The organism is Streptomyces sp. NPDC051105 (assembly GCF_040682795.1).
GTDB lineage: Bacteria > Actinomycetota > Actinomycetes > Streptomycetales > Streptomycetaceae > Streptomyces.
Genome location: NZ_JBFBBR010000008.1, coordinates 243,271 through 269,844, shown reverse-complemented (window position 1 = coordinate 269,844; position 26,574 = coordinate 243,271). Strand labels below are relative to the sequence as shown.

22 protein-coding genes are annotated in these 26,574 nt (G+C 69.8%); 9 read left to right on the top strand and 13 right to left on the bottom strand.

All coding sequences use genetic code 11. The features are described 5' to 3' along the window. Nucleotides 1-9 precede the first annotated feature (9 nt). Nucleotides 10-1,431, bottom strand: a complete 1,422-nt coding sequence (gene sufB / locus AB0N16_RS21655) for a Fe-S cluster assembly protein SufB (RefSeq protein WP_351732932.1) — start codon at nucleotides 1,429-1,431, stop codon at nucleotides 10-12. Continuing rightward, nucleotides 1,428-2,162 carry a metalloregulator ArsR/SmtB family transcription factor gene (locus AB0N16_RS21650; protein ID WP_365799004.1) on the bottom strand — a complete coding sequence of 245 codons (735 nt, stop codon included), beginning with the start codon at nucleotides 2,160-2,162 and terminating at the stop codon, nucleotides 1,428-1,430. Before AB0N16_RS21650 ends, sufB begins: the two co-directional genes overlap by 4 nt. Nucleotides 2,163-2,334: 172 nt before the next feature. On the opposite strand from AB0N16_RS21650, the gene AB0N16_RS21645 reads away from it, so the two are divergent. The 4 genes from AB0N16_RS21645 (at nucleotide 2,335) to AB0N16_RS21630 (ending at nucleotide 6,122) form a co-directional block, all read left to right on the top strand. Beyond that, nucleotides 2,335-3,138 carry an AAC(3) family N-acetyltransferase gene (locus AB0N16_RS21645; protein ID WP_365799002.1) on the top strand — a complete coding sequence of 268 codons (804 nt, stop codon included), beginning with the start codon at nucleotides 2,335-2,337 and terminating at the stop codon, nucleotides 3,136-3,138. A gap of 46 nt (nucleotides 3,139-3,184) precedes the next feature. Further along, a complete protein-coding gene (locus AB0N16_RS21640; protein ID WP_365799000.1) occupies nucleotides 3,185-4,108 on the top strand; it encodes an ABC transporter ATP-binding protein in 924 nt (307 codons plus the stop codon). Nucleotides 4,109-4,196: 88 nt separating this feature from the next. Continuing rightward, the gene (locus AB0N16_RS21635) at nucleotides 4,197-4,970 is read left to right on the top strand and encodes an ABC transporter permease (RefSeq protein ID WP_365798998.1); all 774 of its coding nucleotides are present in this window, start codon (nucleotides 4,197-4,199) and stop codon (nucleotides 4,968-4,970) included. A 129-nt stretch (nucleotides 4,971-5,099) separates the two neighbouring features. After that, nucleotides 5,100-6,122, top strand: coding sequence for a COX15/CtaA family protein (locus tag AB0N16_RS21630; protein ID WP_365798996.1), 1,023 nt, complete (start codon nucleotides 5,100-5,102; stop codon nucleotides 6,120-6,122). Between the two features lie 257 nt (nucleotides 6,123-6,379). Here AB0N16_RS21630 and AB0N16_RS21625 read toward each other — a convergent pair whose 3' ends face one another. The 3 genes from AB0N16_RS21625 to AB0N16_RS21615 all read right to left on the bottom strand — a co-directional run bounded on the left by AB0N16_RS21625 (nucleotide 6,380) and on the right by AB0N16_RS21615 (nucleotide 8,960). After that, nucleotides 6,380-7,486 (bottom strand): amidohydrolase family protein, encoded by a 1,107-nt coding sequence (locus tag AB0N16_RS21625; RefSeq protein ID WP_365798994.1) that lies wholly within the window; start codon nucleotides 7,484-7,486, stop codon nucleotides 6,380-6,382. A 166-nt stretch (nucleotides 7,487-7,652) separates the two neighbouring features. Beyond that, complete coding sequence (locus tag AB0N16_RS21620; protein ID WP_365798992.1) at nucleotides 7,653-7,973, bottom strand: hypothetical protein; 321 nt, start codon at nucleotides 7,971-7,973, stop codon at nucleotides 7,653-7,655. A gap of 69 nt (nucleotides 7,974-8,042) precedes the next feature. Beyond that, nucleotides 8,043-8,960 carry a heme o synthase gene (locus AB0N16_RS21615; protein WP_365799308.1) on the bottom strand — a complete coding sequence of 306 codons (918 nt, stop codon included), beginning with the start codon at nucleotides 8,958-8,960 and terminating at the stop codon, nucleotides 8,043-8,045. Nucleotides 8,961-9,408: 448 nt separating this feature from the next. On the opposite strand from AB0N16_RS21615, the gene tkt reads away from it, so the two are divergent. The 5 genes from tkt to pgl are packed head-to-tail and all read left to right on the top strand — an operon-like array spanning nucleotide 9,409 to nucleotide 16,043. Next, nucleotides 9,409-11,496 carry a transketolase gene (gene tkt / locus AB0N16_RS21610; RefSeq protein ID WP_365798990.1) on the top strand — a complete coding sequence of 696 codons (2,088 nt, stop codon included), beginning with the start codon at nucleotides 9,409-9,411 and terminating at the stop codon, nucleotides 11,494-11,496. Nucleotides 11,497-11,529: 33 nt separating this feature from the next. Beyond that, nucleotides 11,530-12,648, top strand: a complete 1,119-nt coding sequence (tal, locus tag AB0N16_RS21605) for a transaldolase (protein ID WP_365798988.1) — start codon at nucleotides 11,530-11,532, stop codon at nucleotides 12,646-12,648. 1 nt (nucleotide 12,649) lies between these two features. After that, nucleotides 12,650-14,173: a glucose-6-phosphate dehydrogenase gene (gene zwf, locus AB0N16_RS21600; RefSeq protein ID WP_365798986.1), complete on the top strand. Its 1,524-nt coding sequence runs from the start codon at nucleotides 12,650-12,652 to the stop codon at nucleotides 14,171-14,173. Further along, nucleotides 14,170-15,264, top strand: a complete 1,095-nt coding sequence (gene opcA, locus AB0N16_RS21595) for a glucose-6-phosphate dehydrogenase assembly protein OpcA (protein WP_365798984.1) — start codon at nucleotides 14,170-14,172, stop codon at nucleotides 15,262-15,264. Before zwf ends, opcA begins: the two co-directional genes overlap by 4 nt. Continuing rightward, nucleotides 15,261-16,043 (top strand): 6-phosphogluconolactonase, encoded by a 783-nt coding sequence (gene pgl, locus AB0N16_RS21590; RefSeq protein WP_365798982.1) that lies wholly within the window; start codon nucleotides 15,261-15,263, stop codon nucleotides 16,041-16,043. The genes opcA and pgl overlap by 4 nt, the downstream gene beginning before the upstream one ends. Nucleotides 16,044-16,112: 69 nt before the next feature. On the opposite strand, the gene pgi is transcribed toward pgl, so the two are convergent. The 8 genes from pgi to AB0N16_RS21550 all read right to left on the bottom strand — a co-directional run bounded on the left by pgi (nucleotide 16,113) and on the right by AB0N16_RS21550 (nucleotide 26,523). Continuing rightward, entirely contained in the window at nucleotides 16,113-17,765 is a 1,653-nt protein-coding gene (pgi, locus tag AB0N16_RS21585) for a glucose-6-phosphate isomerase (RefSeq protein WP_365798980.1), read from the bottom strand. Nucleotides 17,766-17,837: 72 nt separating this feature from the next. Continuing rightward, entirely contained in the window at nucleotides 17,838-19,031 is a 1,194-nt protein-coding gene (locus AB0N16_RS21580) for an MFS transporter (protein ID WP_365799306.1), read from the bottom strand. A gap of 186 nt (nucleotides 19,032-19,217) precedes the next feature. Beyond that, the gene (locus AB0N16_RS21575) at nucleotides 19,218-19,553 is read right to left on the bottom strand and encodes an RNA polymerase-binding protein RbpA (protein ID WP_003976875.1); all 336 of its coding nucleotides are present in this window, start codon (nucleotides 19,551-19,553) and stop codon (nucleotides 19,218-19,220) included. Nucleotides 19,554-19,764: 211 nt separating this feature from the next. Beyond that, the gene (gene secG, locus AB0N16_RS21570) at nucleotides 19,765-19,995 is read right to left on the bottom strand and encodes a preprotein translocase subunit SecG (protein ID WP_351733361.1); all 231 of its coding nucleotides are present in this window, start codon (nucleotides 19,993-19,995) and stop codon (nucleotides 19,765-19,767) included. Between the two features lie 142 nt (nucleotides 19,996-20,137). Continuing rightward, entirely contained in the window at nucleotides 20,138-20,914 is a 777-nt protein-coding gene (gene tpiA, locus AB0N16_RS21565) for a triose-phosphate isomerase (RefSeq protein ID WP_365798978.1), read from the bottom strand. A gap of 6 nt (nucleotides 20,915-20,920) precedes the next feature. Then, complete coding sequence (locus tag AB0N16_RS21560; protein ID WP_365798975.1) at nucleotides 20,921-22,132, bottom strand: phosphoglycerate kinase; 1,212 nt, start codon at nucleotides 22,130-22,132, stop codon at nucleotides 20,921-20,923. A 151-nt stretch (nucleotides 22,133-22,283) separates the two neighbouring features. Further along, the gene (gene gap, locus AB0N16_RS21555) at nucleotides 22,284-23,294 is read right to left on the bottom strand and encodes a type I glyceraldehyde-3-phosphate dehydrogenase (protein ID WP_365798973.1); all 1,011 of its coding nucleotides are present in this window, start codon (nucleotides 23,292-23,294) and stop codon (nucleotides 22,284-22,286) included. 274 nt (nucleotides 23,295-23,568) lie between these two features. Beyond that, entirely contained in the window at nucleotides 23,569-26,523 is a 2,955-nt protein-coding gene (locus tag AB0N16_RS21550; RefSeq protein ID WP_365798971.1) for a M14 family zinc carboxypeptidase, read from the bottom strand. Between the last annotated feature and the right edge of the window lie 51 nt (nucleotides 26,524-26,574).

The following is a 26,574-nucleotide window of genomic DNA, read 5'->3' as shown; positions in this document are numbered from 1 at the left end:
GACGGTCGCTTAGCCGACCGCGCCTTCCATCTGGAGCTCGATCAGCCGGTTGAGCTCGAGGGCGTACTCCATGGGCAGTTCCTTCGCGATCGGCTCGACGAAGCCGCGCACGATCATCGCCATCGCCTCGAACTCGGTCAGACCCCGGCTCATCAGGTAGAAGAGCTGGTCCTCGGAGACCTTGGAGACGGTCGCCTCGTGGCCCATGGACACGTCGTCCTCGCGGACGTCCACGTACGGGTACGTGTCGGAGCGGGAGATGGTGTCGACGAGCAGCGCGTCGCACAGCACGTTCGACTTGGAACCGTGGGCGCCCTCGCCGATCTCGACCAGGCCGCGGTAGGAGGTACGGCCGCCGCCGCGCGCCACGGACTTGGAGACGATGTTGGACGACGTGTTCGGCGCCATGTGGACCATCTTGGAGCCGGCGTCCTGGTGCTGGCCCTCGCCCGCGAAGGCGATGGAGAGGGTCTCGCCCTTGGCGTGCTCGCCCATCAGGTAGACGGCCGGGTACTTCATCGTCACCTTGGAGCCGATGTTGCCGTCGATCCACTCCATGGTCGCGCCCTCGTAGGCGACGGCGCGCTTGGTGACCAGGTTGTAGACGTTGTTCGACCAGTTCTGGATGGTCGTGTAGCGGCAGCGGGCGTTCTTCTTGACGATGATCTCGACGACCGCGGAGTGCAGCGAGTCCGACTTGTAGATCGGGGCGGTGCAGCCCTCGACGTAGTGCACGTAGGCACCCTCGTCGACGATGATCAGGGTCCGCTCGAACTGGCCCATGTTCTCGGTGTTGATCCGGAAGTAGGCCTGGAGCGGGATCTCCACGTGGACGCCCGGCGGGACGTAGATGAAGGAGCCGCCCGACCAGACGGCGGTGTTCAGGGAGGCGAACTTGTTGTCACCGACCGGGATGACGGTCCCGAAGTACTCCTTGAAGAGCTCCGGGTGCTCCTTCAGCGCGGTGTCGGTGTCCAGGAAGATGACGCCCTGCTCCTCCAGGTCCTCGCGGATCTGGTGGTAGACGACCTCCGACTCGTACTGGGCGGCGACACCGGCGACCAGGCGCTGCTTCTCCGCCTCCGGGATGCCCAGCTTGTCGTAGGTGTTCTTGATGTCCTCGGGCAGGTCCTCCCAGGACTCCGCCTGCTTCTCCGTGGAGCGCACGAAGTACTTGATGTTGTCGAAGTCGATCCCCGACAGGTCGGAACCCCAGTTCGGCATCGGCTTCTTCTCGAAGAGGCGCAGGCCCTTGAGGCGGAGCTTGGTCATCCACTCGGGCTCGGACTTCTTCTCGGAGATGTCCCGGACGACGTCCTCGTTGATGCCGCGCTTGGCGGAGGCGCCGGCCGTGTCGGAGTCGGCCCAGCCGTATTCGTACTTGCCCAGACCCTCGAGTTCGGGGTGGGCAGTCTCCGTGGGGAGAGTCATGCGGGGTTCCTCCCGGCCGTGCTAGCAGATGCGTCAGTGGAAATCTTGGGGATGAACGTCGTGCAGACGCCGTCGCCGTGCGCGATGGTCGCCAGTCGCTGGACGTGCGTGCCGAGCAGCTCGGCGAAGATCTCCGTCTCCGCCTCGCACAGCTGCGGGAACTGCTCCGCGACATGGGCGACCGGGCAGTGGTGCTGGCACAGCTGTTCGCCGATCGGTGCGGTGCGCGCCGTCGCAGCGTACCCGTCCCTGCTCAGGGCCTTGGCCAGCGCTTCTGTACGGTCGTCGGGGCTCACGGCCTCGATGGCCTTGCGATAGGCGCTCGCCTGTGCGGCGATCCGGGCCCGCGCGAAGGCGGCGACCGCCTCCTGACCGCCCCCCTGCTCGGCGATCCAGCGCAGCGCGTCGGCGGCGAGGCTGTCGTACGACTGGTCGAAGGCGTCGCGGCCGCAGTCGGTGAGGGCGAAGACCTTGGCGGGCCTCCCGCGGGTCCGTGCGCCGTACACCCGCTGCTCGCGCGCCTCCACGACGTCGTCGGCGACCAGGGCGTCCAGGTGCCGGCGTACGGCCGCCGGGGTCAGGCCCAGGCGTCCGGCCAGTTCGGTGACGGTCGACGGGCCGTGGTCCAGGATGGACCGCGCGACCCGGTTGCGCGTCGAACGCTCACCGGTCGCGAGTTCCTCCTGCGGGGCCCCCCTGGGGGTCTCCCGAGCCTCGCCGACGTTTTTCACAACGCCATTGTTGCGTAATTCCTCAGAGCCAGGCAAGCGGCGGCCGGACCGCCGGACGGTGCCCTGCGTCACTTAGGTTTACCTAATCTGACCTGCGCAAACGATCTCTGATCGATCATCCCGCACGCAATCCGCTGGCGGTCGGCGGCCTTGTCCGGAACACTCCACAACCATGCCCACACCCCCTCCGACCGGCCCTCTTGTCACTCGGGACACCCTGGCGAAGCAGCTTCGGCTGCTCGGTGTCAAGACCGGCGAAACCCTCCTCGCACACACCTCGCTCAGTTCCCTCGGCTGGGTCAACGGCGGAGCCGTGGCGGTCGTCAAAAGTCTTCTCGACGCGCTCGGCCCGGACGGCACCCTGGTGGTCCCCACCCAGACCGGCGACCTCTCGGACCCGGCGGTGTGGCGCGACCCGCCGGTACCGGAGGAGTGGTGGTCGAAGATCCGGGCGACCATGCCGTCGTACGACCCCCGGATCACCCCCGCGCGCGGGGTCGGCGTGATTCCGGAGACCGTGCGGACCTGGCCGGGCGCCCTGCGCAGCGCGCACCCGCAGACCTCCTTCGCGGCCGTCGGTCCCCGCGCGGCCGAGATCATCGACGGCCACGCCCCCGACTGCCGGCTCGGCGAGCGGAGCCCGCTGGCCCGCCTGGAGAAGCTGGACGCGCGCGTGCTCATGCTCGGCGCGGGCTATGCCACCTGCACCAGCTTCCACCTGGCCGAATACCGCATACCGTCGCCCCGGGTCCCGGTCGGCCGGCCCGCCCCGGGCGGCGGCTGGGAGGTGGTGAGCGAGGTGTCGATCACCTCCGACCGCTTCGACGAACTGGGCTACGACTTCGAACGCGACCGGCCTGTCGTCGTGCGCGGGACCGTCGGCGCGGCCGAGGCGCGGCTCTTCCCCGTGCGTGCGGCGGTGGCCTACGCCGAGCGATGGCTGGCCGTACATCGACCCCGTGAGGAGGAGATCTAGCACCCGGCCGTCCGGGTGACGGCAGCCGTACCTAGACTCTGTCACCATGCGAAGTGAGCCCGTGGTCCAGGTGCGGGACCTGGTGAAGCGGTACGGCACGAAAACCGCCGTGGACGGCCTCGACCTGGTGGCCCGGCCGGGTGTGACCGCCGTACTCGGACCCAACGGCGCGGGCAAGACGACGACGATCGAGACCTGCGAGGGGTACCGCAGGCCGGACTCCGGCTCGGTGCGCGTCCTGGGCCTCGATCCCGTACGCCAGTCCGCCGAGCTGCGCCCCAGAGTGGGCGTGATGCTCCAGTCCGGCGGTGTCTACTCCGGCGCCCGCGCGGACGAGATGCTGCGGCACGTGGCGAAGCTGCACGCGGATCCGCTGGACGTGGACGCGCTGATCGAGCGACTGGGCCTCGGCGGCTGCGGGCGTACCTCGTACCGGCGACTCTCCGGCGGCCAGCAGCAGCGCCTCGCGCTCGCCATGGCCGTGGTCGGACGCCCGGAACTGGTCTTCCTCGACGAGCCGACCGCCGGGCTCGACCCGCAGGCCCGACGGGCCACCTGGGACCTGGTGCGGGACCTGCGCACCGACGGCGTTTCGGTCATTCTCACCACCCACTACATGGAAGAGGCCGAGCAGCTCGCCGACGACGTCGCCGTCATCGACGCCGGCCGGGTGATCGCCCAGGGCTCCCCCGAGGAGCTGTGCAAGGGCGGCGCCGAGAACACCCTGCGGTTCTCCGGCCGCCCCGGCCTCGACGTCGGCTCGCTGCTCAAGGCGCTCCCGGCGGACTCCGCGGCCGCCGAGCTGACGCCGGGTTCCTACCGGGTCATGGGCAAGGTCAACCCCCAGCTGCTGGCGACGGTGACCTCGTGGTGCGCCCAGCACGGGGTGATGCCGGACCGCATCTCGGTCGAACGCCACACGCTGGAGGACGTCTTCCTGGAGCTGACCGGCAAGGAGCTGCGTTCATGATTCCGGCCCGCACATGGATCGGCTGGGGGTCCGGGGGTTATCTCCCGGGAGGGCACAGTCTGGAGCTGACCGGCAAGGAGCTGCGTTCATGACCACCGCGACGGGCACCTACACCCCGAAGCCGGGTGCCGCCCCGCTCCCCCGCATGATCGCGGCACAGGCGGCCCTGGAGACCAGGATGCTGCTGCGCAACGGCGAGCAGCTGCTGCTGACGGTGGTGATCCCGACGCTGCTGCTCGTGCTCTTCAGCTCGGTGGACATCGTCGACACGGGATCCGGCAAGGCGGTCGACTTCCTCACCCCCGGCATCCTCGCCCTCGCCGTCATGTCCACGGCGTTCACCGGCCAGGCCATCGCGACCGGCTTCGAGCGCCGCTACGGCGTCCTGAAGCGCCTCGCCTCCTCGCCGCTCCCCCGCTGGGGCCTGATGGCCGCGAAGACCGCGTCGGTCCTGGTCACGGAGATCCTCCAGGTGATCCTCGTGACGGTGATCGCCTACGCCCTCGGTTGGTCCCCGCACGGCAACCCACTCGCCGTGCTGCTCCTGCTGGTCCTCGGCACCGCCGCCTTCTCCGGCCTCGGCCTGCTGATGGCGGGCACCCTCAAGGCGGAGGCGACCCTGGCCGCCGCCAACCTGGTGTTCCTGCTGCTCCTCGTGGGCGGCGGGGTCATCGTGCCGCTGGACAAGTTCGGCTCCACCGGACAGGAGATCCTGGGCCTGTTGCCCATCTCCGCCCTGTCGGACGGGCTCCGGGACGTGCTCCAGCACGGCGCCGGGATGCCGTGGGGGGACCTGGGAATCCTCACGGTGTGGGCGGGGGCGGGGCTGGCGGCGGCGGGCTGGCTCTTCCGCTGGGAGTGAGCGTCCGCGGGAACGACAGCACGGCCGGTGTCGTGGCGGGCCTTCCAGCACCTCCGCGCTGCGGCGGCTGACCGGCCCGAACGCGCTGGCGGCCACCCACGTGAATTCGTGCACAAGCGGCGCCCTACGATGGTGCCCGTGCCAAAGCTGACCCCCACCGACGCCGTAGCGGCCGTGCGCAACCCGCTCGCCTTCATCGCCGACCGCTGGACCCCGGATCCCCGGACCGTCCGGCGCGCGGCCCTCGCCGCCCTCGTCATGTCGGTGGTCATCGTGGTCACCGGCGGCGCGGTCCGGCTCACCGGCTCCGGCCTCGGCTGCCCGACCTGGCCCGAGTGCACCGACGGCTCGCTGACCCCGACGACCGCGCTGAGCTATCACAGCGCCATCGAGTTCACGAACCGCATGCTGACCTACGTGCTGTGCGCGGCGGTCGGCTGGGCGATCATCGCCGCCCGGTCCCAGAAGCCGTACCGGCGCAGCCTGACCCGGCTGGGCTGGGCGCAGTTCTGGATCGTCATGAGCAACGCCGTCCTCGGCGGTGTCGTGGTGCTGGTCGGCCTCAACCCGTACACCGTCGCCGCCCACTTCCTGCTGGCGACGGCCCTCATCACGGTCGCCGCCCTGATGTGGCAACGCACCCGCGAGGGCGACGGCGAGCCGCGCCCGCTGGTCGGCAAGGCCGTGCAGCAGCTGGTGTGGGCCCTGGTGGTCGTGTCGCTGCTGCTCATCGCGGTGGGCACGGTGGTGACCGGCGCCGGACCGCACCCGGGCGACTCCGGCGAGGTCGAGCGCATCGACGTCAGCTGGGAGGGCGTCGCCGAGCTGCACGCGGTCCTGGCCTGGATCGTGGTCTCGCTGACCTTCGCGCTCTGGTTCTTCCTGCGGGGCGTCAACGCGCCCCAGGGACCGCGCGACCGCACCCGTGACCTCTTCCTGATCCTGCTCGGCCAGGGCGTGATCGGTTACGTCCAGTACTTCACGCATCTGCCCACGGTCCTGGTGGGTCTCCACATGTTCGGCTCCTGCCTGGTGTGGATCGGCGTGTTGCGGGTCCTGCTCTCCCTGCGGGAACGCGCCGACCTCACGGCTGCCGGTCTGCCCGCTCAGTCGTACGACACCGTGAGCGCGTCGGTGGCCGGCCCCCAGTAGTCCCGGGTCAACCGGACCCTGCCAGTCCCGGTTCAGCCGGACCCTGCCAGTCCCGGGTCAGCCGGACCCTGCCAGTCCCGGTCAGCCGGGCCCCGCGCGCCGTCCACCGCTCGGCGGGCGCCCCACGGCCGGGCAGCAGATCGAGCGACTCCCGCTCGAAGACCGGACCGCCCCGCGCGTACGACGAAGTCGCCGGGTTCCCGGTCCGGCACCGGCGACAGCGGCGTCCCGGTCGGCAGGCGCGCGGTCCGTGCGGCTCAGTCCAGGCCGTACACCCGCCTCGCGTTCCCCGCCGCGATCAGCTTGGCCACGCGCTGGGCGTCGGCGAGCGACCAGGCGCCCTCGGCGACCCAGGTGCCGAGGACCCGGGCGAGGGACTCGCGGAAGAGCCGGGCGCCGACGACGTGCAGTTCGGGCAGGCCGTGGGCGCCGCTGGAGAAGAGGATCTTGCCGAACGGTGCCAGTTCCAGGATTTCGGCGAGGATCGTCGCGGCCCGGGCGCCGATGCGGACCAGGGCCGCGCCCGAGTCGGCGTAGACGTGCGGGAAGACGCCGGCCAGATGGGCGGCGTGGCGGTGGTAGGGGTAGCCGTGCAGCAGGACCAGGTCGGTGCCGAGGCCCGCCGTGGCCCGGACGAAGTCGGTCAGCAGGACCGGGTCGGTACGGTCGATCCGCGCGCCGGGCTCGCCGAGGCCCGCGTGCAGCTGGAGCGGGAGACCGGAGGCCACGGCGATCCACAGCAGGTGCCGTAGGAGAACCGGGTCGGTCAGCTCGCCGCCGACCGGCCGGGCCGCCAGCCAGCGGCCCGCGGCGCCTCGCACCTCACCGGGTCCGGGCGGCTCGGGGGCCAGCGCGAGGCCGTGCCGCAAGCCCGCGACGGAGGTGAAGGCGACCGCGTTCGCCGCCGCGCCGTGCACCGACTCGGCGAGGTTGGCGAGGAAGGACTCGACGGTCCCGGAGGTGTCGGCGACCTGCTCGGCCAGAAGCTCCAGGCGGACGATCTCCCTGGCCTGGGCGGCGCCGGTGGACGCCAGCTCCGCGGGGCCGGTGAGGTCGCCGGGGAGGCCGGTGTCGACGAGGTAGGTGGTGATGCCGCTGCCGCGCAGCAGACGCCGGCCCGCCTCCAGGACGCCGAGTTCACGGCGCCGGGCGAGGTAGCGGGCGGGCGGGCAGTGGGGTTCCAGGCCGAGGAGCGGGGGGCACCAGCGCCGTACCGCGAAACCGGTCTGGGTGTCGAAGAGGGTGGTGCCGGGGGCCGGGGGGCCTTCGGTGCGGGCGAGCTGGGTCTCGAAGGTGCCCAGGCCCAGCTCGGTGCGGAGCACTCCGTGGCAGTACTGGTCCACCAGGGACGGCGTGTCGATCATCCGGGCTCCCCGAGGTGGACGGTTGCTTGACCGTCTTAACGGGTGAACCGGGATGGAGGTCGCGGTGTGCGGTCGTTCTTCGGCCGCGGCCTGGTGAGGGCTGGTCGCGGCCACGCGGCGGAGCCGCATGTCGGACCCAGCCCCGCGCCCCTTCAGGGGCGCTTGTTCAGCCGCCTACCTGAATGCCGGCCATCCGCTTCCACTCGTAAGCCCCCGTCTGGACCTTCGCGGCGAACTCGCCGTCGAAGGACTCGTGGACGGTGATGCCCGCCTTCTCCACCGCCTGCCGGGCGATCTCGGTGCTCGGGGCCACCAGGTCGCCCCAGCCGCCGTCCTCGCCGACGAGGACGATGCGGGCGCCGCGTTCGCCGATGTGGGCCACCTGGCCCTCGGCGCCGCCGTGGGCCTTGGCGAAGGTGCCGATCTGCTTGGCGAGGCGCGCGACCTTGCGCTCGGCCTTCTGGTCAACCTGCTGCGTGTCTGCCATGAGCAGGATGCTACTCACGAGTAGATCGACTGGCGAGGGCAGGGCGGTGTGATGTGGGCCCGCTCGGGGTCAGCGCAGGAAGGGGTCCACGGCCACCGCCACGAACAGCAGCGACACATAGGTGATGGACCAGTGGAACAGGCGCATCTCCTTGAGCTTCCCGCCCGTCACCTCGGCCTTCGCGCGGTTCTGCAGCCCGTGCGCCTCCCACAGCCACCAGCCGCCCGCCACCAGGGCGACCAGCGTGTAGAACCAGCCGGTGTAGCCGAGGGGGGTGAGGAGCAGCGAGACCGCGACCATCACCCAGCTGTAGATGACGATCTGCTTGGCGACCACCTTGTTGGAGGCGACCACCGGCAGCATCGGCACGCCCACGCGCGCGTAGTCGTCCTTCACCTTCATGGACAGCGGCCAGTAGTGCGGCGGCGTCCAGAAGAACATGACGAGGAAGAGGATGATCGGCGCCCACGACATGGAGTCGGTGACGGCCGACCAGCCGATCAGCACCGGCAGACAGCCGGCGATGCCGCCCCACACGATGTTCTGCGAGGTACGGCGTTTGAGGATCATCGTGTAGACGACGACGTAGAAGAGGAGCGCTCCGAGTGACAGCCAGGCGCTCAGCCAGTTGACGGTGAAACCGAACAACAGGGTGGAGACGACCGCCAGGGTGATGCCGAACGCGAGGCACTCGCGCGGGCTGACCATGCCGGTCACCAGCGGGCGCTGCGAGGTGCGGTCCATCAGCGCGTCGATGTCCCGGTCGATGTACATGTTCAGCGCGTTGGCACCGCCCGCCGAGAGGTACCCGCCGACGCAGGTGAGCAGCACCAGCGTCAGATCGGGCACGCCCTGCTGCGCCAGGAACATCACCGGAACGGTGGTGATGAGCAACAGCTCGATGATCCGTGGCTTGGTCAGCGCCACGAAAGCTTTGACACGGGCCCCGAACGGCCGGTGGCTCGGGCTCTCGCTCGCACCGAGCACCCCCTCCCCCAGTGCCTTAAGGGCCTGGGAGGTGCCCCCAGGACGGGATTCGACGGCCGTCACGCACACCCCTGACAGAGACATCCCAGCAAGCCTCCCCATGTGAAGTCCCGGTAAAGGCTCGCGCGTACCACGCCACTTTAGACGTTGCCCATACCCCGACCTTCGCGGGGGTGGGGTCGTGTTGGCAGGCGTCTCGGGAGAGCCGGGAGAGGGCTCGGTTGAGCAGTCAGATGAGCGGCTGCGTATTCATGTGCCGAATGCCTTCCCGGCCAGTCGGGAGGCGGATCCCCGCAAGGCCCGGCAGTCTGGAAACACTCGAAAAAACGCACGTCCTTACGGGGGTAGGCTCGACAGCGGCCGGTGGGCACCCGGTGCACCGGCAGCCGGTGTGGGCGTGTGCCCGTGGACCGGTAACCGAACATGTGGAGAGGAGCCCTGACCCAGGGTGAGCACCAAGCCGACCACCACAGACCTCGACTGGACCGAGTTGGACCAGCGGGCCGTCGACACCGCCCGCGTCCTGGCCGCCGACGCCGTACAGAAGGTCGGCAACGGCCATCCGGGTACGGCGATGAGCCTGGCGCCGGCCGCGTACACCCTCTTCCAGAAGGTGATGCGGCACGACCCGTCCGACCCCGACTGGGTGGGCCGCGACCGTTTCGTGCTGTCCGCCGGTCACTCGTCGCTGACCCTCTACACGCAGCTCTACCTGGCCGGCTTCGGCCTGGAGCTGGAAGACCTCGAAGCTTTCCGCACCTGGGGCTCGAAGACCCCGGGTCACCCGGAGTACGGCCACACCAAGGGCGTGGAGACCACCACCGGCCCCCTCGGCCAGGGTGTCGCCAACGCCGTCGGCATGGCCATGGCCTCCCGCTACGAGCGCGGCCTGTTCGACCCGGACGCGCCGCAGGGCGAGTCCCCCTTCGACCACTACATCTACTGCATCGCCGGTGACGGCTGCCTCCAGGAGGGCATCTCCGCCGAGGCGTCCTCGATGGCCGGCCACCAGAAGCTCGGCAACCTGGTCCTGCTGTGGGACGACAACCACATCTCGATCGAGGGCGACACCGAGACGGCCGTCTCCGAGGACACCGTCAAGCGCTATGAGGCGTACGGCTGGCATGTGCAGCGCATCGCCCCGAAGCCGGACGGCGACCTGGACCCGCACGCCCTCTACAACGCGATCGAGGCCGCGAAGAAGGTGACGGACAGGCCGTCCTTCATCGCGATGCGCTCGATCATCGCCTGGCCCGCCCCGAACGCGCAGAACACCGAGGCCGCCCACGGCTCGGCGCTCGGCGCGGACGAGGTCGCGGCCACCAAGCGCGTCCTCGGCTTCGACCCGGAGAAGTCCTTCGACGTCGCCGAGGAGGTCCTCGCCCACACCCGCCAGGCCGGCGAGCGCGGTGCCGCCGCCAAGGCCGAGTGGGAGAAGTCGTTCCAGCTGTGGCGTGACAACAACGCCGAGCGGGCCGCCGAGTTCGACCGCGTCGCCGCGGGCGAACTGCCCAAGGGCTGGGAGGAGAAGATCCCGGTCTTCGAGCCCGGCAAGGGAGTCGCCACCCGCGCGGCGTCCGGCAAGGTGCTCCAGGCGCTCGGTGCCGTGATCCCCGAGCTGTGGGGCGGCTCCGCCGACCTGGCCGGGTCGAACAACACGACCATCGACAAGGACAGCTCGTTCCTGCCGGCGGACAACCCGCTGCCGGGTGCGAACCCCTACGGCCGCACCATCCACTTCGGTATCCGCGAGCACTCCATGGCCGCGGAGATGAACGGCATCACCCTGCACGGCAACACCCGTGTCTACGGCGGTACGTTCCTCGTCTTCTCCGACTACATGCGCAACGCCGTGCGGCTGTCGGCGCTGATGCACCTGCCGGTGACGTACGTGTGGACCCACGACTCCATCGGTCTCGGCGAGGACGGCCCCACCCACCAGCCGGTCGAGCACCTCGCTTCGCTGCGCGCCATCCCCGGTCTGAACGTGGTCCGCCCGGCGGACGCCAACGAGACCGCGATCGCCTGGCGCGAGATCCTCCGGCGTTACACCAAGGTCTTCGGCAAGGGTGCCCCGCACGGCCTGGCACTGACCCGCCAGGGCGTGCCGGTCTACGAGTCCAACGAGGACACGGTCAAGGGCGGTTACGTCCTCTTCGAGGCGTCGAACGGGACCCCCGAGGTCATCCTCATCGCCACCGGTTCCGAGGTGCACGTCGCCGTCGAGGCGCGCGAGCAGCTCGAGGCCGACGGCGTACCCACCCGGGTCGTCTCCATGCCGTGCGTGGAGTGGTTCGAGGAGCAGGACCAGGGGTACCGGGACAGCGTGCTGCCGCCGTCCGTCAGGGCGCGTGTGTCGGTCGAGGCGGGTATCGGTCTCACCTGGCACAAGTACGTCGGGGACGCCGGCCGCATCGTTTCCCTGGAGCACTTCGGTGCTTCCGCGGACGGCAAGGTGCTCTTCCGCGAATTCGGCTTCACTGCCGAGAACGTGGCCGCCAAGGCCCGGGAATCCATCGCCGCCGCCCAGCGCTGACGCTCATATACGACACGTAGGAGATGTAATTCCATGACAGACGCACTCAAGCGCCTCTCCGAGGAGGGCGTCGCGATCTGGCTGGACGACCTGTCGCGCAAGCGGATCACGTCCGGCAACCTCGCCGAGCTGATCGACCAGCAGCACGTCGTGGGCGTCACCACCAACCCGACCATCTTCCAGAAGGCGATCTCGCAGGGCGACGGCTACGACCAGCAGCTGTCGGACCTCGCCGCCCGCAAGGTCACGGTCGAAGAGGCCGTCCGCATGATCACCACGGCGGACGTCCGGGACGCCGCCGACATCCTGCGCCCGGTGTTCGACGCGACCGACGGCCAGGACGGCCGGGTGTCGATCGAGGTCGACCCGCGCCTGGCGCACAACACCAAGGCGACCGTCGCCGAGGCCAAGCAGCTGGCCTGGCTGGTGGACCGCCCCAACACGCTCATCAAGATCCCGGCCACCGAGGCGGGTCTGCCGGCCATCACCGAGGTCATCGGCCTCGGCATCAGCGTCAACGTCACGCTGATCTTCTCGCTGGAGCGTTACCGCAAGGTCATGGACGCGTACCTGAGCGGCCTGGAGAAGGCCAAGGAGCGCGGCCTGGACCTCTCGCTCATCCGTTCGGTGGCGTCGTTCTTCGTGTCCCGTGTGGACACCGAGATCGACAAGCGCCTGAACGACCTGGGCACCGACGAGGCCAAGGCGCTGCGCGGCAAGGCCGCCGTCGCCAACGCCCGGCTCGCCTACCAGGCGTACGAGGAGGTCTTCTCGACCTCCCGCTGGAGCGCGCTGGAGAGCGCGGGCGCCAACAAGCAGCGTCCGCTGTGGGCGTCGACCGGTGTGAAGGACCCGGCGTACAAGGACACCCTGTACGTCGACGACCTGGTCGCGCCGAACACTGTGAACACCATGCCGGAGGCCACCCTCCTCGCGGTCGAGGACCACGGCGGCATCACCGGCGACACGATCACCGGCACCTACGAGCAGGCCCGCGCCGACCTCGACGCCGTCGAGCGGCTGGGCATCTCGTACGACGACGTGGTCCAGGTTCTGGAGGACGAGGGCGTCGAGAAGTTCGAGGCCTCCTGGAACGACCTGCTCAAGTCGACCCAGGCGGAGCTGGAGCGCCTGGCCCCTTCGGAGGGCTAAATTGTCGAGCAGCAACCCGCTGCGTGACCCCGCAGACCGACGGCTCCCGCGTATCGCGGGACCGTCGGGTCTGGTCATCTTCGGCGTCACGGGCGACCTCTCCCGCAAGAAGCTCATGCCCGCGGTCTACGACCTCGCCAACCGGGGTCTGCTGCCGCCGGGCTTCTCCCTGGTCGGTTTCGCCCGCCGCGAGTGGGCCAACGAGGACTTCGCCGCCGAGGTCCACGACGCCGTCAAGGAACACGCCCGCACCCCGTTCCGCGAGGAGGTCTGGCAGCAGCTCATCCAGGGGATGCGCTTCGTCCAGGGCACCTTCGACGACGACGACGCCTTCGAGCGGCTCCGCTCCACCATCGAGGAGCTGGACAAGGCGCAGGGCACCGGCGGCAACTTCGCCTTCTACCTGTCCGTCCCGCCGCGCTCCTTCCCTGTCGTCATCCAGCAGCTGAAGAAGCACGGTCTTGCCGACCAGTCCGGCGGCTCCTGGCGGCGCGCGGTCATCGAGAAGCCCTTCGGCCACGACCTGAAGTCGGCCGAGGAGCTGAACAAGGTCGTGCACGAGGTGTTCGAACCGGACCAGGTGTTCCGGATCGACCACTACCTCGGCAAGGAGACCGTCCAGAACATCCTGGCGCTGCGCTTCGCCAACACCATGTTCGAACCGATCTGGAACCGGTCCTTCGTGGACCACGTCCAGATCACCATGGCCGAGGACATCGGCATCGGCGGCCGGGCCGGCTACTACGACGGCATCGGTGCCGCCCGTGACGTCATCCAGAACCACCTGCTCCAGCTGATGGCCCTGACCGCGATGGAGGAGCCCGCCTCCTTCGACGCGGACGCGCTGGCCGCCGAGAAGGAGAAGGTGCTCGGCGCGGTACGGCTGCCGGACGACCTGGGCAGCCACACCGTGCGCGGCCAGTACGCGGCCGGCTGGCAGGGCGGCGAGAAGGTCATCGGCTACCTCGAAGAGGACGGCATCGACGGCAAGTCGAAGACCGACACCTACGCGGCCGTGAGGCTGGAGATCGACAACCGCCGCTGGGCCGGCGTGCCGTTCTACCTGCGCACCGGCAAGCGGCTGGGCCGCCGGGTCACCGAGATCGCGGTGGTCTTCCAGCGGGCCCCGCACTCCCCCTTCGACCACACCGCCACCGAGGAACTCGGGCAGAACGCGGTCGTCATCCGCGTCCAGCCCGACGAGGGCATCACGGTCCGCTTCGGCTCCAAGGTGCCGGGCACCTCCATGGAGATCCGGGACGTCTCGATGGACTTCGCCTACGGCGAGTCGTTCACCGAGTCCTCGCCGGAGGCGTACGAGCGTCTGATCCTGGACGTGCTGCTCGGCGACGCCAACCTCTTCCCGCGCACGGAGGAGGTCGAGCTGTCCTGGAAGATCCTCGACCCGGTCGAGGACTACTGGGACCAGCACGGCAGGCCCGCCCAGTACCCGTCGGGCACCTGGGGTCCCGCCGAGGCCGACGAGATGCTCGCACGAGACGGACGGAGCTGGCGCCGGCCATGAAGATAGACCTCACGGACACCACGGCCGGCAAGGTCAACAAGGCGCTGGTACAGGGTCGCCGGGCCATCGGCACGCCCGCCGTGGGCATGGTGCTCACCCTTGTCATCGTCACCGACGAGGAGAACGCGTACGACGCCCTGAAGGCCGCCGGCGACGCCTCGCACGAGCACCCCTCGCGCACGCTGGTCGTCATCAGGCGCGTCTCCCGCTCCCCCCGCGACCGTACGACGTCCCGCCTGGACGCCGAGGTCCGGGTGGGCGCGGACGCGGGCTCCGGCGAGACGGTGATCCTGCGGCTGTACGGCGAGGTCGCGGACCACGCCGACTCGGTCGTCCTGCCGCTGCTGCTGCCGGACGCGCCGGTCGTCGCCTGGTGGCCGGTGAACGCCCCCGTCGACCCGGCGAAGGACCCGCTGGGCGCCCTCGCCCAGCGCCGGGTCACCGACACCTACTCCTCCGAACAGCCGGTACGGGAGCTGTCCGCCCGCGCGGACGCCTACACCCCCGGTGACACGGACCTGTCCTGGACCCGGATCACGCCCTGGCGCTCGATGCTGGCGGCGGCCCTGGACCAGGTGGTCTGCGAGGTCAAGGCCGTCGAGGTGGAGGGCGAGGAGTTCAACCCGAGCTGCGAGCTGCTGGCGATGTGGCTCGCGGACCGGCTGGACGTCCCCGTCAAGCGCTCCCTCTCGTCCGGCCCGGGCCTCACGGCGGTCCGTATGCAGACCAGCGAGGGTCCGATCGCGCTGGACCGCGCGGACGGCTCCTTGGCGACGCTGTCCATCGACGGCCAGCCGGACCGCGCGGTGGCGCTGAAGCGGCGGGAGACGGCCGAGCTGATCGCGGAGGAACTGCGGCGGCTCGACCCGGACGACACGTACGCGTCGGCGCTGCGGTTCGGCGTGGAGCGGCTGAACGCGTCGGTCTCGCCGGCCGCGGAACCGGTACCGGCGGCCCCGGCCGCCCCGGCCGCCCCGGTCTCCGAGCCGTTGCCCAAAGGAGAACCGGCCGTCGAAGCCGCTGCCCCGGAAGCTCCCGCGCCCGAAGCGGCGGCGAAGGAACCGCTGACGAAGAGGGCGAAGGCGACATGAGCACTCCCCAGCTGGTCGTGCACCACGACAAGGAGCTGATGGCGCAGGCCGCCGCGGCCCGCCTGATCACGAAGATCGTGGACGCCCAGGCCTCCCGGGGCGAGGCGTCCGTGGTCCTCACGGGCGGCCGCAACGGCAACGGCCTGCTCGCGGCTCTCGCGGCGGCTCCGGCCCGGGACGCCATCGACTGGAGCCGGCTCGACCTGTGGTGGGGCGACGAACGCTTCCTCCCCGAGGACGACCCGGAGCGCAATGTCACCCAGGCCCGGGAAGCCCTGCTCGACCAGGTCCCGGTGGACCCGAAGCGCGTGCACGCCATGCCCGCGTCGGACGGCCCCTGGGGCGCGGACGTGGAGGCGGCCGCCGAGTCCTACGCCGCGGAACTGGCCCGCGCGGCCGGCCCGGAAAATCACGGCTCGGTACCGACCTTCGACGTCCTGATGCTGGGCGTCGGCCCGGACACCCACGTGGCCTCGCTCTTCCCGGAGCTGCCCGCGGTCCGGGAGACGGAGCGCACGGTGGTGGGCGTCCACGGCGCCCCCAAGCCGCCGCCGACCCGCGTCTCCCTCACCCTTCCCGCCATCCGCTCGGCCCGCGAGGTCTGGCTGCTGGCGGCGGGCGAGGACAAGGCCGAGGCCGTCGCCATCGCCCTCTCGGGCGCGGGCGAGATCCAGGCCCCGGCAGCGGGCGCCCGGGGCCGCCAGCGCACCCTGTGGCTCCTGGACACGGCAGCGGCAGCCCAACTCCCCCGATCGCTGTACCCGCCGGCTTCACCGTGACGAAGCCCTGAAGGAACCTGTGCAGAACCCGTACGGCCGGTGGCCGTACGGGTTCTTTCATGACCGGGCCTAGCGCCCGCGCAGCTCCCGGTACTTGCTCACCAGGGCCTTCGTCGACGGGTCCAGGCCGGGCACCTCCGTGCCCTGCGTCAGTGCCGGTTCGACGCGCTTGGCGAGGACCTTGCCGAGCTCCACGCCCCACTGGTCGAAGGAGTCGATGTTCCAGACGGCGCCCTGGGTGAACACCTTGTGCTCGTAGAGGGCGACGAGCTGGCCGAGGACCGACGGGGTCAGTGCGCGGGCGAGGATCGTGGTCGTCGGGCGGTTGCCCTTGAAGGTCTTGTGCGCGACCAACTCTTCCGGCACGCCCTCCGCGCGGACCTCCTCGGCCGTCTTGCCGAAGGCCAGCGCCTGGGTCTGGGCGAAGAAGTTCGCCATCAACAGGTCGTGCTGCGCCTTGAGTTCACCGCTCAGCTCGGCGACCGGCTCGGCGAAGCCGATGAAGTCTGCCGGGATCAGCTTCGTGCCCTGGTGGATCAACTGGTAGTACGCGTGCTGCCCGTTGGTGCCGGGCGTGCCCCAGACAACCGGGCCGGTGGTCCAGTCGACCTCCTTGCCGTCCCGCGCCACGTGCTTGCCGTTGGACTCCATGTCCAGCTGCTGGAGATACGCGGTGAACTTCGACAGGTAGTGGCTGTACGGCAGTACCGCATGCGACTGGGCGTCGTGGAAGTTGTCGTACCAGATGCCGAGCAGGCCCAGCAGGAGCGGGACGTTGGACTCGGCGGGGGCGGTGCGGAAGTGCTCGTCGACCAGGTGGAAGCCGTCGAGCATCTCGCGGAAGCGGTCCGGGCCGATGGCGATCATCAGGGAGAGGCCGATCGCGGAGTCGTACGAGTAGCGGCCGCCGACCCAGTCCCAGAACTCGAACATGTTCTCCGTGTCGATGCCGAAGTCGGCGACCTTCTCGGAGTTGGTCGACAGGGCCACGAAGTGCTTGGCGACGGCGTCCTGACCGGCCTTCAGCTCGCCGAGCAGCCAGTTGCGGGCCGAGGTGGCGTTGGTGATCGTCTCGATCGTGGTGAACGTCTTCGAGGCGATGACGAACAGCGTCTCGGCCGCGTCCAGGTCGCGGGTGGCCTCGTGCAGGTCGGCGCCGTCGACGTTGGACACGAAGCGGACCGTGAGGTCGCGGTCGGCGAAGCTGCGCAGCACCTCGTAGGCCATCGCCGGGCCGAGGTCGGAGCCGCCGATGCCGACGTTGACCACGTTCTTGATGCGCTTGCCGGTGTGGCCGGTCCAGGCGCCGGAGCGGACGCGGTCGGCGAAGCCGCCCATCTTGTCCAGGACCGCGTGCACCTGCGGGACGACGTTCTCGCCGTCGACCTCGATCACCGCGTCACGCGGGGCGCGCAGTGCCGTGTGCAGCACGGCGCGGTTCTCGGTGACGTTGATCTTCTCACCGCGGAACATGGCGTCCCGCAGGCCGAAGACGTCGGTGGCGGCGGCCAGCTCGCGCAGCAGCCGCAGCGTGTCGTCGTTGACCAGGTGCTTCGAGTAGTCGATGTGGAGGTCACCGACCTGGAGGGTGTAGCCCGTGCCGCGCGCCGGGTCGGCGGCGAACAGGTCCCGCAGATGGGTGTCGGCGAGCTCCTCCCGGTGCTTGGCGAGCGCGGTCCACTCGGGCGTCTGGTTGAGCCTGGTACGGCCGTCTGCGTTCATGTGCGACTTCAGCCTTCTTCCTTGCACCTGTCCTGTTGCGTGCCTGCCCCGCTGCCGTTCCAACCTAATTGATCAGCGTGGGACGCGGCCTGCTGTCGCGCCGTCCCGCGGCGCAACAACAGGTACGTCCGGCTTGCGCACCGGTATCAACGAGGTGACGGCCAGACCGAACAGGACGGCGGCGAGCAGCGCGGGCCCGTTCAGGCCGTACGCCCCGGCGACGGCTCCGCCGAGGAGGGCGCCGAGCGGCGCGCCGGACGTCGAGGAGGTACGGAAGGCGGCGGCGATCCGGCCGGTCATCGACTCGGGTGCGCGTTGCTGCATCAGCGTGACCTGGTTGACGTTCCACACCATGTTCATCGCGCCGAGCAGCAGCATGCCGATGACGAGGGCGCCGAGGTGGCGGACGGAGCCGATGAGGACCAGGGACGCCGTCTGGACCGTCCCGGCGACCAGCAGGGCGCGCACCCGCCCGGTGCGGCGTGCGACGCGCTGGGCGAGGAAGCCACCGGCGATGCTGCCGGCCGAGTACGCGGTCATGGCCGCCGCGTATCCCGCGCTGCCCGCGTGCAGCCAGCGCGTCACATGCAGCACCAGGGTGGCGATCAGGGCGCCCATGCCGATGTTGCAGAGCAGCGTGGCCACGCAGACCGCCCGCAGGGCGCGGTCCTGCCACAGCGCGCGCAGGCCCTCGCCGATCTCGGTGCGCAGGGTACTGCCGGCCGGGCGCGGCGCCCGCTCCGGCGGCCCGGTCCGCAGGGAGGCGACCAGAGCGGCGGCCGCCAGATAGGTGGTCGCGTCCGCGGCGAAGGGCATGAACGCGCCGGCGGCCAGCAGCAGCGGGACCAGCGGGGCGCCGAGCAGCCCGCCCGCGATCTGCTGCCCGGTCATCAGCCGGGCGTTGGCCCCGCCCAGTGTCTGCCGGTCGACCAGGGAGGGCAGCAGGGCGGTGGACGCGTTGTCGAAGAGCGTCTGGAGTGTGGTCAGTGCGAAGGCGAGCAGGAGCAGCAGCGGGACCGAGGCGTGGCCGAGCCCCACGGCGAGCGCGAAGGCGGCGACGAGCAGCCCTCGTACGGTGTCCACGGCCCACATGGCGCGCCGCTGGTCCACCCGGTCCGCGACGGCGCCGCCGAGCAGCCCGAACAGCAGCCACGGCACGTAACCGCAGGCGGTCACCGAGGCGATGGCGAGGGGATCGTCGGTCAGGCGCGCGGCCAGCAGGGGCAGCGCGGACGTCCGTAACGCGTCCCCGAACCGGGAGACCACGGCGGCCGTCCACAGCCGCCCGAATCCCCCGCGCCACGCGGGCGCCCGCTCCTGCACCGCCATCATCGCCCCCTCACGGTTCGTCAATGCACAAACCGTAGAGGGCACCACTGACAACGGCCCGGGTCCCGGCCGCGGAGACAACTCCGGCCAGGCGCCCTCAGGCACCCGGCCGGTTCCCGACTCCTAGATCTCGCCCCGCAGTTTGGCGAGCGCCTCGGCGAGGATCGCCTCGCCGTCCGCGTCGCTGCGCCGCTCCCGTACGTACGCGAGGTGCGTCTTGTACGGCTCGGTGCGCGGCGGGTCCGGCGGGTTGTCCCGGTCCTGACCGGCCGGGAAGCCACAGCGCGGGCAGTCCCAGGTCTCGGGCACCTGCGCGTCGCTGGCGAAGCTCGGCTGCGTCTCATGCCCGTTGGAGCACCAGAAGGAGATGCGCAGACGCGGCGCGGACTCGCCGCGCTCGGCCTCGCCCATCGGCCCCGCCCCGACCCGGCTACCTCGGATCGCGTTGCCACTTGCCACGGTCGTAACTCCCTGCGTGATGGTGCCGCGAAGCGAGTCGGCGTGTCGCTTCGTTGCGAGCGCCTCAGTCTACGTAAGGCCCAACGCGCGTCCAGTGTTGGGAGTTACCGCCCCCCGCGCCTAGACGCAAGCCCCATGATAGGCCGCGCTCAGGGGCGCGTACCGAACATGGGGCCTTACGTGCGGATTGTGCGTGTGTGCGAGTCGCGGATCAGCTGTTCGTCTTCATCAGCATGCCGAGGACGATGATGCACGCGAACCACAGCAGACCGATCACCACGGTGATCCGGTCCAGGTTCCGCTCGGCGACCGAGGAGCCGCCGACGGAGGACTGCATGCCGCCACCGAACATGTCGGAGAGACCGCCGCCCTTGCCCTTGTGCATCAGCACCAGCAGCATCATCAGCAGGCTGAAGACGATCAGGGCGATCGAGAACCCCAAAACCACGGCTGGACCAACTTCCTCGGATACGGATGGACTGCGGGGCCGGAACCGGGACCGAAGCCCGGAACGGGCTCCACGTAACAGTTTCGGCCCCGCAAGGGTACGACGGATCGCCGCTACCGCCTACTCGCAGTTCTGCTCACTGGTCGCGGAAGCGCACGATCTTGACGAATTCGTCGGCGTCCAGCGAGGCGCCGCCGACCAGCGCGCCGTCGATGTCGGCCTGCGCCATGATCTCGGCCACGTTGCCGGCCTTGACGGAGCCGCCGTACTGGATGCGGACCTGGTCGGCCAGCTCCTGGCCGTACAGCTCGGCGAGCTTGCCGCGGATCGCGGCGCAGACCTCCTGGGCGTCCCCGGAACCGCAGACCTTGCCGGTGCCGATGGCCCAGACGGGCTCGTAGGCGATCACGATCGACTCGGCCTGCTCGGCCGGGACGTCCTTGAGACCGCCCTCGACCTGGGCGAGGGTGTGGGAGACGTGGTTGCCCGCCTCGCGGACCTCCAGCTCCTCGCCGACGCACAGGATCGGGGTCAGACCGTGCTTGTAGGCGGCCTTGACCTTGGCGTTCACGATCTCGTCGGTCTCGGCGTGGTACTGCCGGCGCTCGGAGTGGCCGATGACCACGTACGTGCACTTCAGCTTCGTCAGCATGGGGCCGGAGATCTCGCCGGTGTAGGCGCCGGAGTCGTGCGCCGAGAGGTCCTGGGCACCGTACTTGATCTTGAGCTTGTCGCCGTCGACCAGGGTCTGCACGGAACGCAGGTCGGTGAAGGGCGGCAGGACGGCGACCTCGACGGCCTCGTAGTCCTTGTCGGCCAGGGCGAAGGCGAGCTTCTGGACGTGCGCGATGGCCTCGAGGTGGTTGAGGTTCATCTTCCAGTTGCCCGCCATGATCGGCGTGCGAGTGGTCATACGGGGTCAGTCCTCCAGTGCGGCGAGGCCGGGGAGCGTCTTGCCCTCGAGGTATTCGAGGGAGGCGCCGCCACCGGTCGAGATGTGTCCGAACGCGTTCTCGTCGAAGCCGAGGATGCGCACGGCGGCTGCGGAGTCACCGCCGCCGACGACGGTGAAGCCCTTGGACTCGACGAGAGCCTGGGCGACCGCCCGGGTGCCCGCGGCGTAGTCGGGGTGCTCGAAGACCCCCATCGGGCCGTTCCAGAAGACGGTGGCGGCGTCGGCGAGCTTCGAGGCGTAGAGCTTGGCCGTCTCCGGGCCGATGTCCAGGCCCATCTGGCCGGCCGGCATGGCGTCCGCGGCGACCGTGCTGGGGTGGGACGGGGCCTTGCCCGACAGGTCCGGGAACTCGGGCGCGACCAGCGTGTCGACGGGCAGGACGATCTCCACGCCGGTCTTCTCGGCGCGCTCCAGGTACTCGGTGACGGTGCCGAGCTGGTCCTCCTGGAGGAGGGAGCTGCCGACCTCGTACCCCTTGGCCTTGAGGAAGGTGTAGACCATGCCGCCGCCGATGAGGAGGCGGTCGGCCTTGCCGAGCAGTTCGTCGATGACGGCGAGCTTGTCGGAGACCTTGGCGCCGCCGAGCACCACCACGTAGGGGCGCTGGACGTCCTCGGTGAGCTTCTTCAGGACGCCGACCTCGGTGGCGATCAGGTAGCCGGCGTAGTGCGGCAGCCGGGCCGGGAGGTCGTAGACGGAGGCGTGCTTGCGGTGCACGGCGCCGAAGCCGTCGCCGACGTAGACGTCCGCGAGGGCGGCCAGCTGGTCGGCGAACTCACCGCGCTCGGTGTCGTCCTTGGCGGTCTCGCCGGCGTTGAAGCGCAGGTTCTCGATGACCGCGACCTGGCCGGGCTGCAGGCCGTTCACCGCGTCGTGGGCGGCGGGGCCGACGGTGTCCTGGGCGAAGGCGACCGGGGCGCCGAGGAGTTCGGCGAGCCGCTCGGCGGCCTGGAGCAGGGAGAACTTGGGGTCCGGGGCGCCCTTGGGACGGCCCAGGTGGGAGGCGACGACCACCTTGGCGCCCGCGTCGGCGAGGGCCTTGACGGTGGGCAGGACGGCGCGGATGCGGCCGTCGTCGGTGATGAGGCCGTCGGACATCGGCACGTTGAGGTCGGCGCGGACGAAGACCCGCTTGCCGTCGACCCCTTCGGCGAGGAGTTCGTCGATCGTCTTCATGGTTTGGGGACTCCTACAGGAGGGCTCTTGATCGTACGAGGGCTGATCGAACCGTAGCCGCCGGGTCGATCCTTACGTGCGTCAGGGCTCGGGCGGCGCGACCGTGCGCTGCCCGAGCCCTGCTACCGCATCGAGGTGCCTGCTTGGCCGATCAGAGCTGGTTGCCGACGAAGACCGTGAGGTCGACGAGGCGGTTGGAGTAGCCCCACTCGTTGTCGTACCAGCCGAGGATCTTCACCGTGTTGCCCTCCTGGACCATGGTCAGGGAGGAGTCGAAGGTGCAGGAGGCCGGGTCGCCGACGATGTCCGAGGAGACGATCTCGTCCTCGGTGTACGCCAGGTAGCCGCTCAGGTCGCCGTCCTCGGAGGCCTTCTTGAACGCGGCGTTGACCTCGTCCTTGGTGACCTCGCGCTGCAGCGTGACGACCAGGTCGGTGGCCGAGCCGGTCGGGACCGGGACGCGCATCGCGATGCCGTCCAGCTTGCCCTTGAGCTGCGGCAGGACCAGGGCGGTGGCCTTCGCGGCACCGGTGGTGGTCGGGATGATGTTCTCGGCGGCGGCACGCGCGCGACGCAGGTCCTTGTGCGGGAAGTCCAGGATCCGCTGATCGTTCGTGTACGCGTGCACCGTCGTCATCAGGCCCTTGACGATGCCGAAGTTCTCGTCGAGGACCTTCGCCATCGGCGCCACACAGTTGGTGGTGCAGGAGGCGTTGGAGATGACGTGGTGGCTCGCCGGGTCGTACTTGTCCTGGTTGACGCCCATCACGATGGTGATGTCCTCGTCCTTGGCCGGAGCCGAGATGAGGACCTTCTTCGCACCACCGGCGATGTGCTTGGCGGCGTCTTCCTTCTTGGTGAAGATGCCGGTCGACTCGATGACGATGTCGACGCCCAGCTCGCCCCACGGGATGTCGGAGGGGTTGCGCTCGGACAGGACCTTGATGGTGTGACCGTCGACCGTGATGGTGTCGGCGGTGTGCGAGACCTCGGCCTTGAGGCGCCCAAGGATCGTGTCGTACTTGAGCAGGTGGGCGGTGGTCGCGGTGTCACCCAGGTCGTTGACAGCCACGATCTCGATGTCAGCACCCTGCTCCAGCAGCGCGCGGAAGTAGTTGCGACCAATGCGGCCGAAGCCGTTGATGCCTACGCGGATCGTCACGAACCGATCTCCTCGTTGGTACGCCGGCCATGCGGTGCCGGCGAGCTGTATTTGGGATGTCCCCGACCACCCCCGACCCTACCTCCCTGAGGCTCCCGGGGTGACATCCAGATGCCCCATACACGGCGAGGCGGTCCGTACCCGCCAGTAGGGGTACGGACCACCTCGGATCGGGGGCCGTATCACGCCGTTTTGTCACGGAATGCCGACCACGTTTCAGCGTGTTGTCACTCGTTCGTGAGCGGGTCGGCTCACTTGTCGCCTGCCGTCGCCATCAGTTGTCGAGTGCCGTCAACGCCTTCTTCACCAGAGTGGCCCGCTCGGCGGCCGAGGTGACCTGTTCCAGGCCGAAGCCGAGCAGCACGGTGCGGCCGGTGGAGACGGCCCCGTACGTCTTGAACAGGGCTCCGGTGCGCTCCCAGTCCTTGAGGACGGCCGGACTGCCCGCCGGCGGCCCGCTGACGCTCCAGGGGCCGAGGGAGGTCTCGAAGCCCTCGGTCTCGGTGGCCGTGGTGCCGGTCAGAAGCGAGGCGTCGTCGACGAGGACGCCGTGTCCGCCGGTGCTCGGGTCGGTGATGTAGCCGATGGAGAGCTCGACGGTCTTCCCGGCGTAGGCGCTCAGGTCGAACTTCACGGACTGCCAGCCCGCGGAGCTGCCGGTGAGGCTGTGCCAGGAGCCGGTGGTGCCGCTCGCGGTGCACTGGTTGTTCCCGATGGTCAGGTAGTGCTTGAGCCACGGGTGTTCGGCGATCAGGAACCCGGCCCCGCACTCGCTCGGCACGGCGTCACTGGTGGCGCCGCCCGCGTCGGGCAGGGTCGTCCAGTCGTCGGCGCCCACGGTGTGCGCCTCGACCACCGCGTGGTCGTAGCCGGGCTCGGTGTCCCAGAGCAGCTTGGCGCTCAGGGCCGGCTGGTCGGCCGCGGTGATGCCGGTGAGGTCGATGGTGCGGGTGAGGCGCTTGTAGGCGTCGTCGGTGTGAACGGCCGCCGCCATGTAGGACCCCGAGTACGGCCCGTACGGGTTGATGGTCCCGGCGAACTGGCCGGCGCCCGCGCTGGCGAACTGGGGGTAGGTGTCGGTGGAGAGCTCGTCGGAGGTGACGGAGTAGGTCCCGGCCTTGTCGAGCGGGTTGGCGGCGGTGCCGCCCAGGGCTCCGCCGAAGCCGTCCAGCGCACCGGAGCCGGTGAAGCCGGTGGCGCCCGGTGTCGACGTACGGGAGTAGGCGCCCAGGTAGTACTGGCTGAAGTCGTTGGACGGGGTGCCGTCGCCGAGGTCGACGCTGCCGCCGGCCAGCTCGCCCGCCTCGAGCAGCTTGCCGCCCTCGTTGAGATAGGCGCGCAGCTGCAGCTGGGTGTCATTGCCTGGGCCCTTGGCACCGGAGTAGTGGACGACCGTCCCGAAGTGCTTCAGCACGCCGAGCGCGTCGGGCGCGCCCTGGGTGGCGACGTCCCAGACGACCGCCTTGTGCCCGGCCGCCTTCAGCGCGTCGACATAGGTCTGGGCCTCGGTGGCCTTGGCGCCTTCCTCGGCGACCACCAGGGCGTCCGCCTTGGGGCGCTCGGCGACGGTGTACGTGAAGTGCGAGCTGGAGACCTTCTTGCCGTTCTTCGTCTCACCGGTGAACCAGACCTCGACCTTGTCGCCCGGCACGCCGTCCTTCACCTTGGCCCGGTACTCGTCGAAGTAGAGGTTGTCCTCGCCGCCGTAGGTCTCGCCGCCCTTCCAGGGCTTGAGCGCCCTGTCGAGCGTGCGGCCGCCGTTGACGCGGTACTTCAGCTCCTTGTCGCGGATCGCCTTGCGGACGACGGCGGAGACCTCCTGGTCGGCGCCGCGCGAGTACGACGTGGAGAACGTGGCCGGGGTGAAGTCGGCGGCACTCAGACCGACCGAGGAGACCGGCTGGTCGGGGTGGGCGGCGGTCTCGGCGACGGAGAGCGCGAACGGAACGTTCTTCGCGAACTCGTCCTGGATCAGCGTCTCGTCGTCCGGGAAGTTGAAGACCGACTGGCAGTCGGCGGCGTTCCAGGCGTCGTTCGGATCGATGTTCGAGGCGGTCTGGCAGGTCGACATCTCGGGGGTGAACATCGCCATGCCGTTGACGTTCGACGCGTGGCCGTCCGCCTCGCCGTTGGTGGTGTAGAGCTCCGAGGAGACCTGCGGATGGTAGCCGGGGATCGCCGAGTGGTCCGGGGTGCCCGCGAGCGCCTTGTAGAGGACGTCGTCCGGGGTCGGGGTGGCCACCTGCCAGCCGACGCCGTAGAGGAGGAGTTCGGCGGCCGAGTGGTAGTTGATGCCGTACGAGAAGCCGACGCGCTTCTCGAAGTGGTCCAGTGCCTTGGTCTCGGGCTCGGACTCGGGGCTCGCACCGCGGTAGGTCTCGCTGGTGGGGTTCGGGGACGAACCCTCGTCGTCGTAGCCCCACTTGTAGCCGAAGTTGCGGTTGAGGTCGACGCCGTCACCCGTGCTGATGGCGCCGTCGCCGTTGACGTCCCGCAGGTTCTTGCGCCACAGGCGGGCGTCGGAGTTCTGGAAGGTGTAGTCGTAGCCGTCGGGGTTGGCGGACAGCACGAACCACAGCTCGGTCGAGTCGACGATCTTCTTGATGCGCTTGTCGGTGCTGTAGTTGTCCAGGTAGTAGTGCATCAGCCGGCGGGTCATCTCCGGCGTGATCCACTCGCGCGCGTGCTGGTTGGACACGTACAGCACGGAGGGCTTCGAGCCGTCCTTGGAGCTCTTCGCGCCCTTGGTCAGTTTGAGCGCGAGGATGTCCTGGCCACTGATCGTCCTGCCGATGGACTCGACCTTGGTGAGGCGGGGGTTGGCCTGCGCGGTCCGGAGGATCTCCTCCTTGAGCCCGCCGCTGCCGCTGTAGGGGCGGAACACGCCCTGGGAGGCGCCCGCGACACGCGTCTCCGCCTTGGCCGACAGCGTGTGCTCGGTGAGGTCGACGCCCTGCTTCTCCAGGGTCCGGGCCTGCCCGCCGGTGAGATAGAGCTCGACTTCGGTCTTGCCGGATCCGGTGACCTGGTCGCCGAGCTCATGACCGTCCTGGCCTGCCTTGAGCAGCAACGGAATCTGCTTCTTGGTGACGTCGGCACGGTAGACCTTGACCTCGTCGGGGTCGGGCTTCGCCGAACCCCCGGTCTGCGCCTGGGCCATGGGCGCGAGTGCGGCTCCGCCGATCAGGAGCGCGCCGACAGCGAGGATCGATCTCGCTCTGTGTCTCATGTACCCCCCTAGCAGTGGTTCGCCACGGCGGCGAACCCCTGCCAGGCTCAT

What these genes read in the sequence shown, in the direction of transcription:
- sufB (WP_351732932.1), bottom strand. Translation starts at nt 1,431, where the DNA reads ATGACTCTCCCCACGGAGACTGCCCACCCCGAACTCGAGGGTCTGGGC.
- AB0N16_RS21645 (WP_365799002.1), top strand. Translation starts at nt 2,335, where the DNA reads ATGCCCACACCCCCTCCGACCGGCCCTCTTGTCACTCGGGACACCCTG.
- AB0N16_RS21640 (WP_365799000.1), top strand. Translation starts at nt 3,185, where the DNA reads ATGCGAAGTGAGCCCGTGGTCCAGGTGCGGGACCTGGTGAAGCGGTAC.
- AB0N16_RS21635 (WP_365798998.1), top strand. Translation starts at nt 4,197, where the DNA reads ATGACCACCGCGACGGGCACCTACACCCCGAAGCCGGGTGCCGCCCCG.
- AB0N16_RS21630 (WP_365798996.1), top strand. Translation starts at nt 5,100, where the DNA reads ATGGTGCCCGTGCCAAAGCTGACCCCCACCGACGCCGTAGCGGCCGTG.
- AB0N16_RS21625 (WP_365798994.1), bottom strand. Translation starts at nt 7,486, where the DNA reads ATGATCGACACGCCGTCCCTGGTGGACCAGTACTGCCACGGAGTGCTC.
- AB0N16_RS21620 (WP_365798992.1), bottom strand. Translation starts at nt 7,973, where the DNA reads ATGGCAGACACGCAGCAGGTTGACCAGAAGGCCGAGCGCAAGGTCGCG.
- tal (WP_365798988.1), top strand. Translation starts at nt 11,530, where the DNA reads ATGACAGACGCACTCAAGCGCCTCTCCGAGGAGGGCGTCGCGATCTGG.
- opcA (WP_365798984.1), top strand. Translation starts at nt 14,170, where the DNA reads ATGAAGATAGACCTCACGGACACCACGGCCGGCAAGGTCAACAAGGCG.
- pgl (WP_365798982.1), top strand. Translation starts at nt 15,261, where the DNA reads ATGAGCACTCCCCAGCTGGTCGTGCACCACGACAAGGAGCTGATGGCG.
- pgi (WP_365798980.1), bottom strand. Translation starts at nt 17,765, where the DNA reads ATGAACGCAGACGGCCGTACCAGGCTCAACCAGACGCCCGAGTGGACC.
- tpiA (WP_365798978.1), bottom strand. Translation starts at nt 20,914, where the DNA reads ATGACCACTCGCACGCCGATCATGGCGGGCAACTGGAAGATGAACCTC.
- AB0N16_RS21560 (WP_365798975.1), bottom strand. Translation starts at nt 22,132, where the DNA reads ATGAAGACGATCGACGAACTCCTCGCCGAAGGGGTCGACGGCAAGCGG.
- AB0N16_RS21550 (WP_365798971.1), bottom strand. Translation starts at nt 26,523, where the DNA reads ATGAGACACAGAGCGAGATCGATCCTCGCTGTCGGCGCGCTCCTGATC.